This window comes from Peptoniphilus sp. SGI.035, assembly GCF_050315115.1.
GTDB lineage: Bacteria > Bacillota > Clostridia > Tissierellales > Peptoniphilaceae > Peptoniphilus_A.
In genome coordinates this window covers 1-15,991 of sequence record NZ_JBNPOJ010000012.1, presented here as the reverse complement: position 1 = coordinate 15,991, position 15,991 = coordinate 1, and the positions used below count along the sequence as shown (strand labels likewise).

Here is a 15,991-nt window from a genome sequence, read left to right as displayed (position 1 = left end):
CTTACAAAACTATTATTATTTATAAACACGGTGTGATGCCGTGTTTTTTCTTTAACCTTTTAATTTAAAGAAAAGTAGTTATAATTAAACTAAGGAATATTACATATTATAAAAAAGTATTTTACAAAAATTTTACAATTGAAGTTTAAAATTAAAAAGAGGAGATTTATGAGACACGCAATAGTAGATATAGGATCAAACACAATTAGACTAATTATTTTTGATGTTGAAGGTAATGTTAAAAATTTTAAAAAAGTATTAAACAAAAAATACACGGCTGGGCTTATTACTTATGTTCACGATGGAGAGCTTTCTGGCAAGGGAATAAAAAAGCTTATAAAGACTCTTGCCAGTATAAAAAATATTGTAAGGGAACTAAATGTTGACACTTTTTCGCCCTTTGCAACAGCTTCTCTTAGGAATTTGGGCAATACTGAAAAGGTGATTGAAAAAGTTAAAAGAGATCTTGACATCAATATTGATGTTTTAGAACAAGTTGATGAAGCTTTCCTTGGCAATGTTGGCGTAAGGAGTGAGATTGAAGCAGATAGGGGAATTACAATAGATATTGGAGGGGCCAGTACAGAAATTGTTTATTTTGAAAAAAATGGTCCCAAAGAATTTATCAATTTAAGTACGGGGTCTCTTCTTCTATTTAGAGAAAATGTGTCAAAAGTTTTGCCGAAGAAAAGTGAAATTCGTGCCATTGAAAAATCAGTTATTCGTGAGATTAATTCTTCACATTTTTCTACTAAGGCAAATAGGCTAATTGGAATTGGTGGAACAATAAGAACTACGGGAAAAGTTATTTCAGATTTATGGTCTAATGGCGAAAATCATTTCACTATTAAAGATATTTACAAACTTGTAGATCTTATTAAAGACGGAGAAACTGATACCATTAGGTCAATTATTAGAATAAATCCTGCGAGAATTCACACACTAATTCCTGGAGTAATTATTTTAAAAACTGTAATGGAAAAGCTAGGAATCAATGAAATAGAAGTCTCTGGCAATGGTCTCAGAGAAGGTTATTTAATTTATAAAGTATTGGAAGGTAACAATGAAATCTTATTTTCAAAATAGAGAGCTGTCATGGCTTAGATTTAACGAAAGAGTGCTATTGGAAGCAACGGAAGATAGCGTACCAGATCTTGAAAAATTAAAGTTTGTAAGTATTTTTGTTTCAAATTTAGATGAATTTTTTATGGTAAGAGTTGGCTCGCTCCACGATCTTTCAGCAATTAAAAAAGAAGTCAAAGATAATAAAACTGGCATGAATGCAGGAGAACAAATTAATGCGATTTTAAAAACCTTGCCAGCAATGTATAGAGAAAAAGACGAAATCTTTAAAAAGGTTAGTGAAAACTTAGAAAGATCAAATATAAGAGAGTTAAAATACAGCGATTTAGATTTAGAACAAAAAAGTTTTGTGGAAGATTTTTATATTAAGAGAATTGACCAATTGGTTTCGCCTCAAATTGTTGATATTAATCATCCCTTTCCTTTTTTAGAAAATACAAAATTATATGCCTTTGCCAATCTTGAAAAGGGTAAGGAAAAAGTATTTGGAATAGTTCCTATTAGAAACACCTATCCAAAATATTTAATTCTTCCTGGAGAAAATTTTGAATATATTTTAATAGAAGAAATCATTTTAAATCAAATCAATCAAATTTTTAAAGAATATAAAATTTTGTCAAAAAACATTATTAAGGTTACTAGAAATACAGACTTTGTTGATGACAGAGATACTTGGGAAGAGTTTGACGATTACAGAGAATACATGAAGAGCATACTTAAAAAGAGGAAGAGATTAAATGTTGTAAGGCTTGAATCTCAAGGAAAACTTTCTAAACAATCTCTTAGTTTTTTGCTTGAAAAAAATGAATTGACAGAGGATGCGTATTTCCCAATAGATTCACCTCTTAATATGCAATATGTTTTTGATTTAATTAAGGATATTCCAAAGGCAATTAAAAGTAAACTCTTATATAAAGATCTAATTCAATATAATCCAGCAGACTTTAGCAAAAGCATTATAGAGGATGTAAGACATAAGGATAGAATTTTATCTTATCCTTATGATAGTATGGATACTTTTCTAAGTCTTTTAAAGGAAGCAGCCAATGATCCCGATTGTAAATCTATAAAAATTACAATTTACAGACTTGCAAAAAATTCAAAAGTAGTAAGATATTTGACTGAAGCTGCACAAAATGGAAAAGAAGTTACAGTTTTTGTAGAATTAAAGGCAAGATTTGATGAAGAGTCAAACATAAATTATGCAAATATTCTCTACGAAGAAGGTTGCAACATTATTTATGGATTTAATAAGTACAAAATGCACTCCAAAATTTGTTTAATAACTTTTAGAAATCCAAGGACAGAAAATTTGAATTACATTACACAAATTGGAACAGGAAATTATAATGAATCAACGGCAAAACAATACACTGACTTTTCACTAATGACTGCCAATCCTGAAATAGGACTTGATGCAACAGATTTTTTTAAAAATATGTCTATTGGAAATTTAGATGGTAAATATATGCATTTGTTGCAATCGCCAACTACACTAAAAACTGGATTAATGCACCATGTGGAAAAAGAAATCGCAAAAGGTGAAGATGGATACATTCTCTGTAAATTTAATTCTCTTACTGATAAGGATTTTATTGAAAAATTTATTGAAGCCTCACAAAAGGGAGTTAAAGTAGATCTAATAATTAGAGGGATTTCTTGTTTACTACCGGGAATAAAAAATCAAAGTGAGAATATAAGGATTCGATCTATTGTAGGAAGATTTTTGGAGCATCCAAGAGTATATGTTTTTGGAAAAGAAGACCCAATGATGTATATTTCATCGGCAGATTTAATGACAAGAAACACTGAAAATAGAGTTGAAATAGCTACGCCGATTTTAGATTCTGAAATAAAAGAAAGAATTTTAAAATATTTGGAAGTTCAAATGAAGGACAATGTTGGCGCAAGGCTTATGAATAGCAGTGGAGAGTATGAAAAAATAGAAGAATGTGGCGAAAAATTTTCTTCTCAAGGTTATTTTGTAAGGGAAGGAGAAGAAAAAAATTTTTCTGCAAGAAGTAAAGCAGATGAAGTTATAGTAAAAAGAGAAAAAATTAAGGGAAAAGAAAAAGTTAAAAAAGAGTCCTTCTTTGATAAACTTTTAAAAATTTTTAAAAAATAAGAAATTTAATTTATAATGCTCCTAGATTTTCTGGGAGTATTATTTACATAAAATGCAAAAATTGATAGGGTATTATAATAGGAAAGAAGAGATTTTAATTAAAGTAATTGAATAAATTTTTTGGAAGGGATTTTTCAGTAAAATTAAATTATTCTCACATTTATTATAGTTTATTAAATATTTTTACTTTATATTTACAAAAAATTTTTATCTAATATACAGTTTTTCATTACAATTAAGACAATCCTATTTGTTATATCAAGGGGTATGATACCTTAAACAGGTTTAGAAAAACTATTGACAATTAAATTTTAAATTGTTAAAATCTAGTTGTATGAGAGCTCATATTTTGAGTGAAAGTGTACCTAGGGATCCGGGCTTTGCCAAGGACCGAGCGGTACGGATACTTTTTTTAAAGTATCACACCTTAGGGAAAAAAGCCCAGAGGGGTAGGTTTTACGAAATCTGCCTCTTTGGGCTTTATTTTATTTTACTGGAGGAATTATGAAGACTATTTACCAAGGAAAAACTAAGAATGTTTTAGAAGAAAATGGAAGATGTTATCTACAATTTAAGGATGATATGACAGGAACTGACGGAGTTTTTGATACTGGTGGAAACCAAGTAGCTGGTAGTATTGAAGGTGCAGGTAAAGAGTGTTTAAAAGTTACAAAATACTTCTTTGAAAAAATCAACGAAGCTGGAATTGACACTCACTATATTTCTGCAGATGTTGACAATAATTTAATGGAAGTAAAAAGAGCAAAGGTTTTTGGCAAAGGTCTTGAAGTTATTACAAGATTCAAAGCTGTAGGTTCTTTCTACAAAAGATATGGTCTTTATATTGAAGAAGGGGCTGACCTTCCTGAATATACAGAGTTTACTTTAAAAGATGATGGAAGAGACGATCCTCTAATTACAAAAGATGGGCTTGCTATTCTAGGTATTTTAACAGCTGAAGAATATGATAAAATCGTAGAAATGAATAAAAAAATTGCTAATGTTGTTAAAGATATTTTAGCTGAATGTGGACTTGACCTTTACGATATTAAATTTGAATATGGTAAACTTGAAGGTTCAAATGAAATTGTATTAATAGACGAAGTTAGTGGTGGAAACATGAGAGCTTATAAAGACGGCGAATATGTAAAACCACTTGATGTTTCAAAATATTTAAATATTTAAGGGATAAAATGAGAGTATCAATTATAATGGGTTCAATTTCCGACAGAGAAATTGCAGATAAAATAGTTGCAAAGTTAATAGAGTTTGGAATTGAGTATGACGCCAAAGTAATTTCTGCTCACAGAGCCTTGAATCAATTACAAGATTATGTAAAAAATGCTGAAGATGAAAGTCAAGTTTTCATCTCAATTGCAGGAAAGGCTGCTCACCTTGGCGGTGTTATCGCAGCTCTTACTACAAGACCTGTTATTGGAGTTCCAGTAAAGAGTTCAACTCTTGATGGACTTGACGCACTTCTTTCCACTGTCCAAATGCCAAGTGGCGTGCCTGTTGCAACTGTTGCAATAAATGGCGGAGAAAATGCTGCAATTTTAGCAGCAGAAATTTTAGCTATTTCTGATGATAATTTAAAGGAAAAGTTAAAAAAATTTAGAGCAGATATGTCAAGAAAAATTGCAAACACCGATTATGTTTACGAAGGATAAAAGGAGCGGAGATGGCAATTAATTACAAGGACGCAGGCGTAGATGTTGATGCCGGTCAAAGAGAAGTTGAATTAATTAAAAGTATTGTTGCAAAAACTCAATCTAAGGATGTTTTATCATCCATTGGTGGTTTTTCAGGTCTTTTTAATTTAGATTTAAGTGAAATTAAACATCCTGTGTTAGTAAGTGGAACTGATGGAGTTGGTACAAAGGTAATTTTGGCACATATGCTAAATAAACACGATACTATTGGCATCGACTGTGTTGCCATGTGTGTAAATGACATCTTGTGTCAAGGTGCAAAGCCTCTTTTCTTTTTGGATTACATTGCTACGGGAAAATTAATACCTGAAAAAATGGAGGAAATTGTAAAGGGAGTTGCTGAGGGTTGTATAAAAGCTCAAGCATCTCTTATTGGTGGAGAAACTGCAGAAATGCCAGGGGTTTATCAAGAAGATCAATATGACCTTGCTGGTTTTTGTGTAGGAGTTGTTGATAGAGATAAAATTATTGACGGCTCTAGCATTAAAGAGGGAGACATTTTATTTGGACTTTCATCTAATGGAGTTCACTCAAATGGATATTCTTTAGTGAGAAAAATTATTTTTGACCACTGCAATTTTGATTTGAATGAAAAAATTGATGAACTTGGATGTACTCTTGGAGAGGAACTTTTAAAACCAACGAGAATTTATGTAAAAGAAATTCTTGAATTATTAAAAGTTGTTAATATTAAGGGTATGAGCCATATTACTGGCGGTGGTTTTTATGAAAATATTCCAAGAATGATACCAGACGAACTTTGTGCTAAAGTGGATGCATCTGTTATTGAAACTCCACAAATTTTTAAGCTCCTAAAAAAGTGGGCAGATATTAAGGATAAAGATATGTACTCTACTTTTAATATGGGAGTTGGACTTACTCTTGTTGTTTCAGAAGATGATAGAGAAAAAGTTGTTGATTTCTTTAAAAACAGCGACTTAAAACTTTATGAACTTGGAAAAATTATTTCTGGAGAAGATAAAATTGAACTTAGTTTCTAAAAATATTGCAGTTTTAATTTCAGGTGGTGGCACAAATCTTCAAGCCATTATTGACAATACGAAAAATAATTATATCAACGGAAATGTTAAAATTGTCATTTCTAATAAAGAAGATGCTTATGGTCTTATTAGGGCAAAAAATGCTGGTATTAAGGGTGTTGTCATTAAAGACGACGAAAAACTTATAAGCACTTTATCTGAAAATAAAATAGATTTAATTGTTCTTGCAGGATATTTAAAAATCTTGCCAGAAAAAATCACAAAAATTTATGAAAATAAAATAATAAATATTCATCCATCATTAATCCCTGCCTTTTGTGGCAGGGGTTATTATGGATTAAAAGTTCATGAGGCCGTCATAAAAAAAGGTGTTAAATACACTGGTGCAACTACTCATTTTGTAAATGAATGTGCAGATGATGGTCCTATTATTATGCAAAAAATTACTGAAGTTGGAGATGAAACACCAGAAGAACTTCAAGCAAAAGTTTTAAAGATTGAACATGAAATTTTGCCAAAGTCAGTAAAGTATTTTTGCGAAGATAAATTAAAAGTTGTTAATGGAAAAGTTGTAATCGGAGGTTAGTATGAGGGCACTTATTTCAGTTTTTAACAAAGATGGAATTGTTGAATTTGCAAGAGAGCTTGCAGATAGAAATTGGGAAATCATTTCTACAGGTGGAACTTTTAAAAAATTAAAGGATTCAGGGATTGATGTAATATCTGTGGATAGTGTAACAGGTTTTCCAGAAATTTTAGACGGCAGAGTAAAAACTTTAAATCCAAAAATACACGGTGGCATCTTAGCTAGACGTGACATAAATGAACACATGGAAACTTTAAAAGATGAAGGAATTGAAACAATCGACATGGTTGTAAATAATTTATATCCCTTTGAAGAAAAGTTACTTGAAAAAGCTGATAATGATACTATGATTGAAAATATTGATATTGGCGGTCCATCTATGATTAGGGCTGCGGCAAAAAATTATAGAGATGTTTTTATTGTAACTGATCCAAGTGATTATGAAAAAGTACTTAATAATTTAGATGGAGATAATTTAGAATTTAAAGAGTATCTTGCCAAAAAAGCCTTTAGCTACACTGCACATTATGATACTGTTATTTCTAATTATTTTTTGAAAAGATTGCCTGAAGAATTTCCAAAATACTTAAATAAGAGTTATGAACTTTCTGAAGAGTTAAGATATGGTGAAAATCCTCATCAAAAGGCTGCTTTCTATGAGGATAGTTATACTCCAGATAGAATTTCTTATAATGTTCTTCATGGAAAACAAATTTCCTACAATAACTTAAATGATATGTATTCTGCAATTAATGCAGTTATAAATTTTGAAAAACCAGCAGCTGTTGCCATTAAACACACTGATCCATGTGGAATTGGTACTGGTGAAACTCTTGAAGAAGCTTTTGTAAAAGCTTATGAATGCGACGATGAATCAATTTTTGGAGGAATAATTGCACTTAATAGAGAGGTAGACGAAAAAACTGCTGAGCATTTATCAAAAATATTCCTTGAAATTGTTGTTGCACCAAGTTTTTCTAAAGAAGCTTTTGAAATTTTAACAAAAAAGAAAAATATTAGACTTATTGAAATACCAGAGTTTGAAAGACTATATGATGGTGGAAAAAGATTTAAACAAGTTTTAAATGGCATTATAATTCAAGATTCTGACGATATAGTTTGGGATGAAGAAAAACTTTCCTTTGTATCAGATAGGAAGCCAAATGAAAAAGAATTAGAAGAGTTGAAATTTGCCTTTACTTGTTGCAAGATGACTTTCTCAAATTCAGTTGTAATTGCAAAGAACGGCGGTACTCTTGCACTAGGTCAAGGTGAAACAAAGAGATCTTGGGCAGTTGAAGAAGCAATTGACAGAGCAGGAGAAAAAGCAAAGGGAGCTGTTCTTGCATCTGATGGATTTTTCTTTAGAGATACAATTGAACTTTTGGACAAGGCTGGCATTAATGTAATAGTACAGCCAGGTGGATCTGTAAAGGATCAAGAAGTAATTGATTATGCAAATGAAAATGGTATTTGTCTTGTCTTTACAAATATAAGACATTTCAGACACTAGGAGGACTAATGAAGGTACTTGTAATTGGAAATGGCGGTAGAGAGCACGCTCTTGCATGGAAATTAAAAAAAAGCAAAAGCGTTGATGAAATTTACATGGCAAGGGGAAATGGAGGCACAGAAAATTTTGCAAAAAATCTCGACATTGACCCAAAGGATATTAATGGACTTTTAAAATTTGCAGAAGATAAAAAGATTGATTTAACAGTAGTTGGACCAGAAGATCCACTTTGCATGGGAATTGTAGATGCCTTTAATGAAAAGGGTCTTAGAATTTTCGGTCCAAATAAAGAATGTGCAAGATTTGAAAAATCAAAAGAATTTACAAAAAAGTTTTTGGAAAAATATTCTATTCCAACTGCAAAATATAAAAGTTTTGAAAATTATGAAGGCGCAATAAAGGGAATTGCAGAATTTAACTATCCACTAGTTGTAAAAGCCGATGGACTTTGTCTAGGAAAGGGTGTAATGATTTGTCATGACGAATCTGAAGCAAAAGATGCTCTTGAAAAAATCTTCAAGGATAAAATTTTTGGAGATGAAGGAAGCACAGTTGTAATAGAAGAATTTTTAACTGGAGAAGAAGCATCTGTACTATGTTTAGTTTCAAATAATAAATTATTTCCACTAGAAAGGGCAAAGGACCACAAGCAAATTTACGATGACAATAAAGGTCCAAATACTGGTGGAGTTGGGACTTATTCTCCAGTCGCTGTAAGCCCCGAACTAGAAAAAAATCTTGAAAAAATTTATAGACAAATTGAAGATGGCCTTGAGTCAGAAAAATTAAATTACTCTGGAGTTTTATTTATAGGATTTATGATTGAAAATGATAAGCCAAAAATCTTAGAATTTAATGTTCGTTTTGGCGATCCTGAGACAGAAGTTTTAATGCCAAGACTTGACGCAGATCTATTTGAAATTCTAAATAAAACAATTGATGGAAAATTAAAAAAGGAAGACATCAAGTGGAAAGATGAGACTTGTTTAACGGTTATATTGTGTTCAAAAGGCTATCCTGGTTCCTATGAAAAAAGCAAAGAAATTTGTGGACTTGATAATGTGGACGAAGATATAATGGTTTTCCACAATGGAACTAAAAAGACTGACTCCCTTTACACAAATGGAGGAAGGGTATTATCGGTTACAGCTCTTGGAAAAGATTTAAAAGAAGCTCGTGAAAAAGCCTATGCAAATGTCTATAAAATAAAATTTGATGGTGTTTATTTTAGAAAAGATATTGGAATAAAATAATTTTCCTACTTTAAAAATAGTATTGAATTTTAAGAAGAGGTGAGTAAAAATTCTCATCTCTTTTTATTTGCAGAAATTTAATTTTGTATTAAACTATAAGAGGTGATTAATTTGAAAATAAAAACCTATGAAAATTTACACGAAACCTTTTTAGTTTTAGTTTTTATAACGCTAGCTGGCGGGTTTCAAGACGCCTACTCTTATTTAATGAGGGGAAAAGTCTTTGCAAATGCACAAACGGGTAATATTGTACTTTTATTCAAAAACATTGTTGAATTAAATTTTAAAGCATCAATTTCTTATTTAATACCAATTATTGCCTTTACCTTTGGAATATATATTGCAGTAAGATTTGAAGATGCCATTGAGAAGAGAAGACTACATTGGCGTCAATACATAGTTGCTTTTGAAATAATTATTATGATTATTGTTTCAATTGTTCCTGAAAATTTAAATAATCTTGCAAATGCCCTTCTATCTTTTTCATGTGCAATGCAAGTTTATGCTTTTAAAAAAATTTATGGGCTTAATTTTGCAACAACTATGTGCATAGGAAACCTTAGGAGCGCAACGGAAAATCTATCTAAGTATCATATAACAAAGGATAGAAAATATTTAGAAAATTCTAAAAAATATTACACTGTGATTTTTATCTTTGGCATGGGTGCAGCTTTAGGAAATATTGCATCTGATTATTTTCGATTAAAGTCAATAATTGTCGCAGCAATATGCCTCGCTATTTCTTTTATAATTTTATTTTTTGAGGATAGAGGTTAATAAAACTTTTACTTCAAATTAAATTTTGTTTATTTCAAAGCAAATATCTTTAAAAATTATTATAAATAATAAAGTTTTACAAAACATAAATTTTTTGTAATTCAATGTATAATTATATCCTATAAAAAATATATTGATAAAAAAATTGACTAATGTAGTGTAAAGATAATAAAGATAAAATGCTTCATAGTTGGTAAATGTAATATTATAAAAATGTTATACTAAAATTTTTAAAAACAATTAGAAAAAACACTTATTACTTTTTATTCTTAATGAGAAATCAAAAATTTATGTTATGGCAAGGTCTGAGGATAGTTTTCTCAGGCTTTTTATTTTGTATTAATTTATCGGTGTAAAGGGAAATGTAGAAAAAGAATTATTTTTTATCTTTTATTATTTAATTTATTAATAGTCTTTATTTATATAATTATAGATTTTAAAAGTTTTAATAAATCCTTTAAGATTTGAAGTTTGACCTAAAATTAAATTAAGGGAATATATAAAACTAAAATTTTACTTTGTGTAAATATTAGACAAAAATTTTGTATTTTAAAAATTCGTTTATATGTACATATAATGAGAATTCTATTGACCTTTGCTATTTAATGTGATAAAATCTCTTTAATTTATAAACCAATATTAAATAAATTAGAAGAGGTGTAAAAAATGAATGTAAAATTTAAAAGGTTTATGGGTATTATGATATTAATGTTATCAGTTTTAGCTTTTACTGCTTGTCAAAAAGTAGATAATGGAGCTAAAAAAGCAGATAGTGGAGAAGCTGCTTCAACAACTACTACTGCTGATGCTGGTCAAAAGGCAAAATTTGAAACTCTTAAAGATGGCGAAGATTTTCATATTGGAATTATAACAGGTACAGTATCACAAGGTGAAGATGAGTTCCGTGCTGCTCAAAAGGCAATTGAACTTTATGGTTCTGCTGATAAGGGTGGAGTTATTAAACACGACACTTATCCTGATAGATTTGAAGCTGAACAAGAAACTACAATTTCTAAAATTGTAGCAATGGCAGATGACCCTCTAATGAAAGCTGTAATAGTAAATCAATCAGTTCCAGGAACTGTTGCAGCATTTAATCAAATTAGAGAAAAAAGACCTGATATCATTCTTGTAAACTTAGTTGCTCAAGAAGATACAGTAATGGTAGAAAAAGCAGCTGACCTTGTAATGGATGCTGATAATGTATCTAGAGGTTACAGAATTATAGCTGCTGCTAAAGAAATGGGAGCTAAAAAATTTGCTCACATCACATTCCCAAGACATATGTCTATTGAGCTTTTAGCTCTTAGAAGAGCAATCATGGAAGAAGCTTGTAAGGATTTAGGACTTGAATTTATTTCATTAAATGCACCTGACCCTACAACTGATATTGGTATTCCAGGAGCACAACAATATATAGCTGAAAATATCCAACCTTGGATTGACAAATACGGCAAAGACACTGCTTTCTTCTGTACAAATGATGCACACACTGAACCACTTCTTAGAGGTGTTGCAGCTGGTGGAGCAATCTTTGTAGAACAAGATTTACCATCTCCAATTATGGGTTATCCAAAAGCTTTCTCTGTTGATATTAAGGACATGGCTGGTGATTGGAAAGCAATTAATGCTGCTGTTGAAAAAGCTGTTATTGCAAAAGGTGGCGACAAGAGAATGGGTACTTGGGCTTATTCATTAGGTTATTCACTTACTCTTGGTTCTCTTGATCATGTAATAGATGTTCTAAAGGGACAAGGCGAACTTCTTAACAAGGAACAAATTGTTAATTCTATCCAAAAATATACTGAAGGTGCTCATTGGATGGCTGAAAATTATATAGATAGAGCTTCTGGAGAAACTAAGGAAAATCACTTCTTATTATCTCAAGACACTTATGTATATGGTAGAGGTTATCTAGGAATGGATAAAGTTAAAGTTCCTGAAAAGTATTTGAATCTTAATGTTGATTTAGATGCTATTAAAGCTGCTCAAGAAAAAGCTGAAGGACAAGCTAAATAATTATTTTATAAAAGAAATTAAAGTCAACGGGTTTCCGTTGATTTTAATTTTTATTACTAAGAAGATGGAGGGATTTTGTTGACAAGCAGTTTACTTGAAGTCAAGAATGTCAGCAAGAGTTTTGGCGAAAATGCCGTCTTAAAGGATGTAAATTTTACTCTTAATAAGGGAGAAATTTTAGGACTTGTTGGAGAAAATGGTGCTGGCAAGTCAACTCTTATGAATATAATTTTCGGTATGGAAGTTATTAAAGATACGGGCGGTTATAACGGCGAAATTTATTTTGACGGAAAATTAATTGACTTTAAAAACCCAATTGACGCTTTAAAAGCAGGTATAGGTATGGTACATCAAGAATTTAGTTTAATCCCTGGATTTACAGTTGCAGAAAATATTACTCTCGATATGGAGAAGACAAATTCCTCTGTGATTTCTAAAATTTTTGGTAAAAAACTAGAGAGTATAGATGCTAAGGAAAATATTAAAATAGCAGGCAAGTCTCTTGACACTTTGGAAGTGAGCATTGATACAACTGCGCTTGTTTCTGAAATGCCTGTTGGTCATAAGCAATTTATTGAAATTGCAAGAGAAATGACTAGAAAAGATGTTAAATTAATAATTATGGACGAGCCAACTGCTGTTCTCACTGAAAGTGAGGCTAATAACCTTATAGGTTCACTTAGAACTCTTGCAGATCTTGGCATATCTATAATTTTCATCACTCATAGACTTCGTGAAATCATAAATGTATGTGATCAAGTAGTTGTGCTAAGAGATGGTGAAATAATTGAAGACAGAAAGAATGAAAATTTATCTATTGAGCAAATTGCTAAATGGATGGTTGGTAGAGATGATAACAGTAAAAAAATTGATGTAGAGAAAGTGGAAAAAAAGTTAGATGAAAATGACCACATTCTTGAAATCGAGCATTTGTGGGTTGATATGCCTGGCGAAGCTGTTTACGATGTAAGTCTGTCTGTTATTAGAGGAGAAATTTTAGGTATTGCTGGTCTTGCTGGTCAAGGTAAACTTGGTATTCCAAATGGAATTTTAGGGACTTATCCAGTTGGTGGCAAGATAATTTATAATGGCAAGGAATTAAAATTAGGAAATACTTTAGATATTTTGAAGAATAAAATTGCCTTTGTTTCTGAGGATAGAAGAGGCGTAGGTCTTTTATTAGAAGAGCCAATTTTTTGGAACATAGCTTTTAATGCTATGCAAGTACAAGAAAAATTCATAAAAAAAGTTTTTGGATTTAAATTTAGAGATGAAGCTAAAATGAGAGAACTTTCAAATGAGTATATTGAATCTCTTCACATAAAAACTACTGGTGCAGATCAGAAGGCGGGAAATTTATCTGGTGGAAACCAACAGAAAATTTGTCTTGCCAAGGCTTTTGCAATGGAACCTGATTTATTATTTGTATCAGAACCTACGAGAGGTATTGACATTGGTGCAAAGGAACTTGTTCTTGATGCTCTTACAGAAAGTAATGAAAAAGATAACACTACTATTGTAATGGTTTCATCAGAACTGGAAGAACTTAGAAGTATTTGTGATAGAATTGCTGTAATTTGCGAAGGAAAAATCGCAGGTATACTTCCAGCAAAATCTGATCCGTCAAAATTTGGACTTCTAATGAGTGGAGAAGTGGAGGCAGTAAATGACTAAAAAGAAAAGTTTAATTCATAAAATTGGAATTCCACGACTTATTATTGGAGTTTTCTTATTAATACTTTTTATCGCAGCTCCAATGGCTGGTGTTTCTCTTGTGGACTCAATAGAAAATGTTCTTTCAAGATTTGGTATGTTTTCTGTTTTAGTTTTATCACTTGTACCAATGGTACAATCTGGTTGTGGACTTAACTTTGGTATTCCTATTGGGATTGTAGCAGGTATACTTGGAGGAGTAACATCTATTGAATTTGGTTTTAAAAGTTTTACAGGTATTTTTATTGCAATGGTTATTGCTGCCTTAATTGCAGTTGTATTTGGATTTTTCTACGGATTACTTTTAAATAGAATTAAGGGCGATGAAATGCTTATAGCAACTTATGTTGGATATTCATTTACAGCTTTTATGTGCATTGCTTATTTAATTCTTCCTTATAAGAATCCTGTTTCTGTCCTAAGTTATGGAGGAAAGGGACTATCTCAACAAATTCCCGTAGCTGATTATTGGATGAAATCAAAAATGTTAGAAGACGGCACAAAAGTAACTGAAGGTGTTCTAAATAATTTTCTAAGCATAAATTTATTTGGTGTTAGAATACCAGTTGGAATGTTTTTACTATTTGCATTTATGGCATTTATTGTATGGGCATTTTTCAAGACAAAAACTGGTACAGCTATGACAGCAGTAGGTTCTAACTCAGAATATGCAAGGGCTGCTGGAATTAATATTAACAGAGTCAGACTTGTATCTGTAATTCTTTCAACAGTAATTGCAGCAGTAGGTATTGTTATTTACCAACAATCCTATGGTTTTATACAACTTTATCAAGCACCACTTGCTTTTACTTTTCAAACAGTAGCGGCATTATTAATAGGTGGCGCAAGTATTAACAAAGCATCAATTCCAAATGTAATAATTGGTACATTTTTATTTCAGGGTGTAATTACACTTACTCCTACTGTAATAAATGGTGCATTAAATATAGACATTTCAGAAATACTAAGAATGATAATAACAAATGGAATGATAATTTACGCACTAACAAGGAGGAGTAAAGATGAATAAGAAATTTAATCTAAAAGAATTTTTATACAGATTTATGGTTCCTATTTTGTTCATTATAATAGTTGTGGCAGGTCTTATTATTGCTAAACCACCTCTTTCTTATATTACAAATGAACTTTCAAAGAGAATGGTAAGGAATACATTCCTAGTATTGTCACTTATAATACCGATTATTGCTGGTATGGGTATCAACTTTGGTATTCCACTAGGAGCAATGGCTGGACAAATTGGAATTATTTTTGCACAGGATTGGGGCTTCAATGGAGCTACTGGACTTATAATAGCGGCTGTTATTGGCACACCTATTGCAGTTTTGCTTGGACAATTTTCTGGAAGAGTTTTAAATAGAGCAAGAGGAAGAGAAATGATAACATCAATGATGCTTGCATTCTTTATACTAGGTTGGTATATGCTTTTCCTATTGTATTTCTGTGGAACTTTAATTCCAATGAGAACAAGGGCTATGGTGCTTTCAGCTGGTTATGGTATTAAGAACTCTATTACACTAGCATCTGCACAAGGTTTTGACAATATTTTAAAATTTAGAATAAATATTCCTATTACTGCAAGACATCAAATATTGTTTGATGTACCAGTAGTTACAATTGTAATCATCGCTTTACTTTGTCTATTCATAGTTTGGTTTAGAAATACTAAACTTGGTCATGACATGAAAGCAGTAGGTCAAGATCAATTTGTTTCTTCAAATGCAGGAATGAATTCTGACAAAATTAGAATCGCATCAATAGTTATGTCCACTGTTCTTGCTTGCTATGGACAAATTATTTATCTTCAAAATATTGGAACTCTTGCAACTTATGCAGGTCAAGATCAAGCAGCACTTTATGCAGCAGCATCAATTCTTGTAGGTGGTGCATCTGTATCTAAGGCATCAATACCAAATGTTATTTTAGGTACTGCCTTATTCCACTTAATGTTTATAGTTCTTCCACAAGCAGGAAGAGTTTTAACTGGAGATGCTATGATGGGTGAATACTTTAGAACATTTATATCCTACGGTGTTGTAACTCTTGCACTTATTCTTCATGCTTTCGAAAGGAAGAGAGAACTTGAAGCTAATAGGTTAAAGATGCGAGAAGATAGAATTAATGGAAATAAAAATAATGAAACTTCATCAAATTAATTTTAAAAGTAAGTAAAATTAATATTAAAAATTAC

The 15,991-nt window shown here is 31.1% G+C and carries 13 protein-coding genes; all 13 read left to right on the top strand.

The window, feature by feature from the left end; translation table 11 throughout:
• Nucleotides 1–168 precede the first annotated feature (168 nt).
• The 13 genes from ACQRC6_RS06650 to ACQRC6_RS06590 all read left to right on the top strand — a co-directional run bounded on the left by ACQRC6_RS06650 (nucleotide 169) and on the right by ACQRC6_RS06590 (nucleotide 15,956).
• Entirely contained in the window at nucleotides 169–1,086 is a 918-nt protein-coding gene (locus tag ACQRC6_RS06650; RefSeq protein WP_427848267.1) for a phosphatase, read from the top strand.
• The gene (ppk1, locus tag ACQRC6_RS06645; protein WP_427848266.1) at nucleotides 1,064–3,208 is read left to right on the top strand and encodes a polyphosphate kinase 1; all 2,145 of its coding nucleotides are present in this window, start codon (nucleotides 1,064–1,066) and stop codon (nucleotides 3,206–3,208) included. Before ACQRC6_RS06650 ends, ppk1 begins: the two co-directional genes overlap by 23 nt.
• A 504-nt stretch (nucleotides 3,209–3,712) precedes the next feature.
• Nucleotides 3,713–4,393, top strand: coding sequence for a phosphoribosylaminoimidazolesuccinocarboxamide synthase (locus ACQRC6_RS06640; protein WP_075659047.1), 681 nt, complete (start codon nucleotides 3,713–3,715; stop codon nucleotides 4,391–4,393).
• 8 nt (nucleotides 4,394–4,401) lie between these two features.
• Complete coding sequence (gene purE / locus ACQRC6_RS06635) at nucleotides 4,402–4,878, top strand: 5-(carboxyamino)imidazole ribonucleotide mutase (protein WP_169967949.1); 477 nt, start codon at nucleotides 4,402–4,404, stop codon at nucleotides 4,876–4,878.
• Between the two features lie 11 nt (nucleotides 4,879–4,889).
• Nucleotides 4,890–5,921: a phosphoribosylformylglycinamidine cyclo-ligase gene (gene purM, locus ACQRC6_RS06630; RefSeq protein WP_427848265.1), complete on the top strand. Its 1,032-nt coding sequence runs from the start codon at nucleotides 4,890–4,892 to the stop codon at nucleotides 5,919–5,921.
• Complete coding sequence (gene purN, locus ACQRC6_RS06625; RefSeq protein WP_320850501.1) at nucleotides 5,905–6,507, top strand: phosphoribosylglycinamide formyltransferase; 603 nt, start codon at nucleotides 5,905–5,907, stop codon at nucleotides 6,505–6,507. The genes purM and purN overlap by 17 nt, the downstream gene beginning before the upstream one ends.
• A gap of 1 nt (nucleotide 6,508) precedes the next feature.
• Nucleotides 6,509–8,020, top strand: a complete 1,512-nt coding sequence (gene purH / locus ACQRC6_RS06620) for a bifunctional phosphoribosylaminoimidazolecarboxamide formyltransferase/IMP cyclohydrolase (protein ID WP_427848264.1) — start codon at nucleotides 6,509–6,511, stop codon at nucleotides 8,018–8,020.
• A gap of 8 nt (nucleotides 8,021–8,028) precedes the next feature.
• Complete coding sequence (gene purD / locus ACQRC6_RS06615; protein ID WP_427848263.1) at nucleotides 8,029–9,273, top strand: phosphoribosylamine--glycine ligase; 1,245 nt, start codon at nucleotides 8,029–8,031, stop codon at nucleotides 9,271–9,273.
• A gap of 102 nt (nucleotides 9,274–9,375) precedes the next feature.
• Nucleotides 9,376–10,050 carry a YoaK family protein gene (locus tag ACQRC6_RS06610; RefSeq protein WP_427848262.1) on the top strand — a complete coding sequence of 225 codons (675 nt, stop codon included), beginning with the start codon at nucleotides 9,376–9,378 and terminating at the stop codon, nucleotides 10,048–10,050.
• Nucleotides 10,051–10,716: 666 nt separating this feature from the next.
• On the top strand, nucleotides 10,717–12,069 hold the full coding sequence (locus ACQRC6_RS06605) for a DUF3798 domain-containing protein (protein ID WP_427848261.1): 1,353 nt from the start codon (nucleotides 10,717–10,719) through the stop codon (nucleotides 12,067–12,069).
• A 78-nt stretch (nucleotides 12,070–12,147) separates the two neighbouring features.
• Complete coding sequence (locus ACQRC6_RS06600; RefSeq protein WP_427848292.1) at nucleotides 12,148–13,743, top strand: sugar ABC transporter ATP-binding protein; 1,596 nt, start codon at nucleotides 12,148–12,150, stop codon at nucleotides 13,741–13,743.
• Complete coding sequence (locus ACQRC6_RS06595) at nucleotides 13,736–14,812, top strand: ABC transporter permease subunit (RefSeq protein WP_427848260.1); 1,077 nt, start codon at nucleotides 13,736–13,738, stop codon at nucleotides 14,810–14,812. The genes ACQRC6_RS06600 and ACQRC6_RS06595 overlap by 8 nt, the downstream gene beginning before the upstream one ends.
• Nucleotides 14,805–15,956, top strand: coding sequence for an ABC transporter permease subunit (locus tag ACQRC6_RS06590; protein WP_427848259.1), 1,152 nt, complete (start codon nucleotides 14,805–14,807; stop codon nucleotides 15,954–15,956). The genes ACQRC6_RS06595 and ACQRC6_RS06590 overlap by 8 nt, the downstream gene beginning before the upstream one ends.
• Nucleotides 15,957–15,991: the final 35 nt, after the last annotated feature.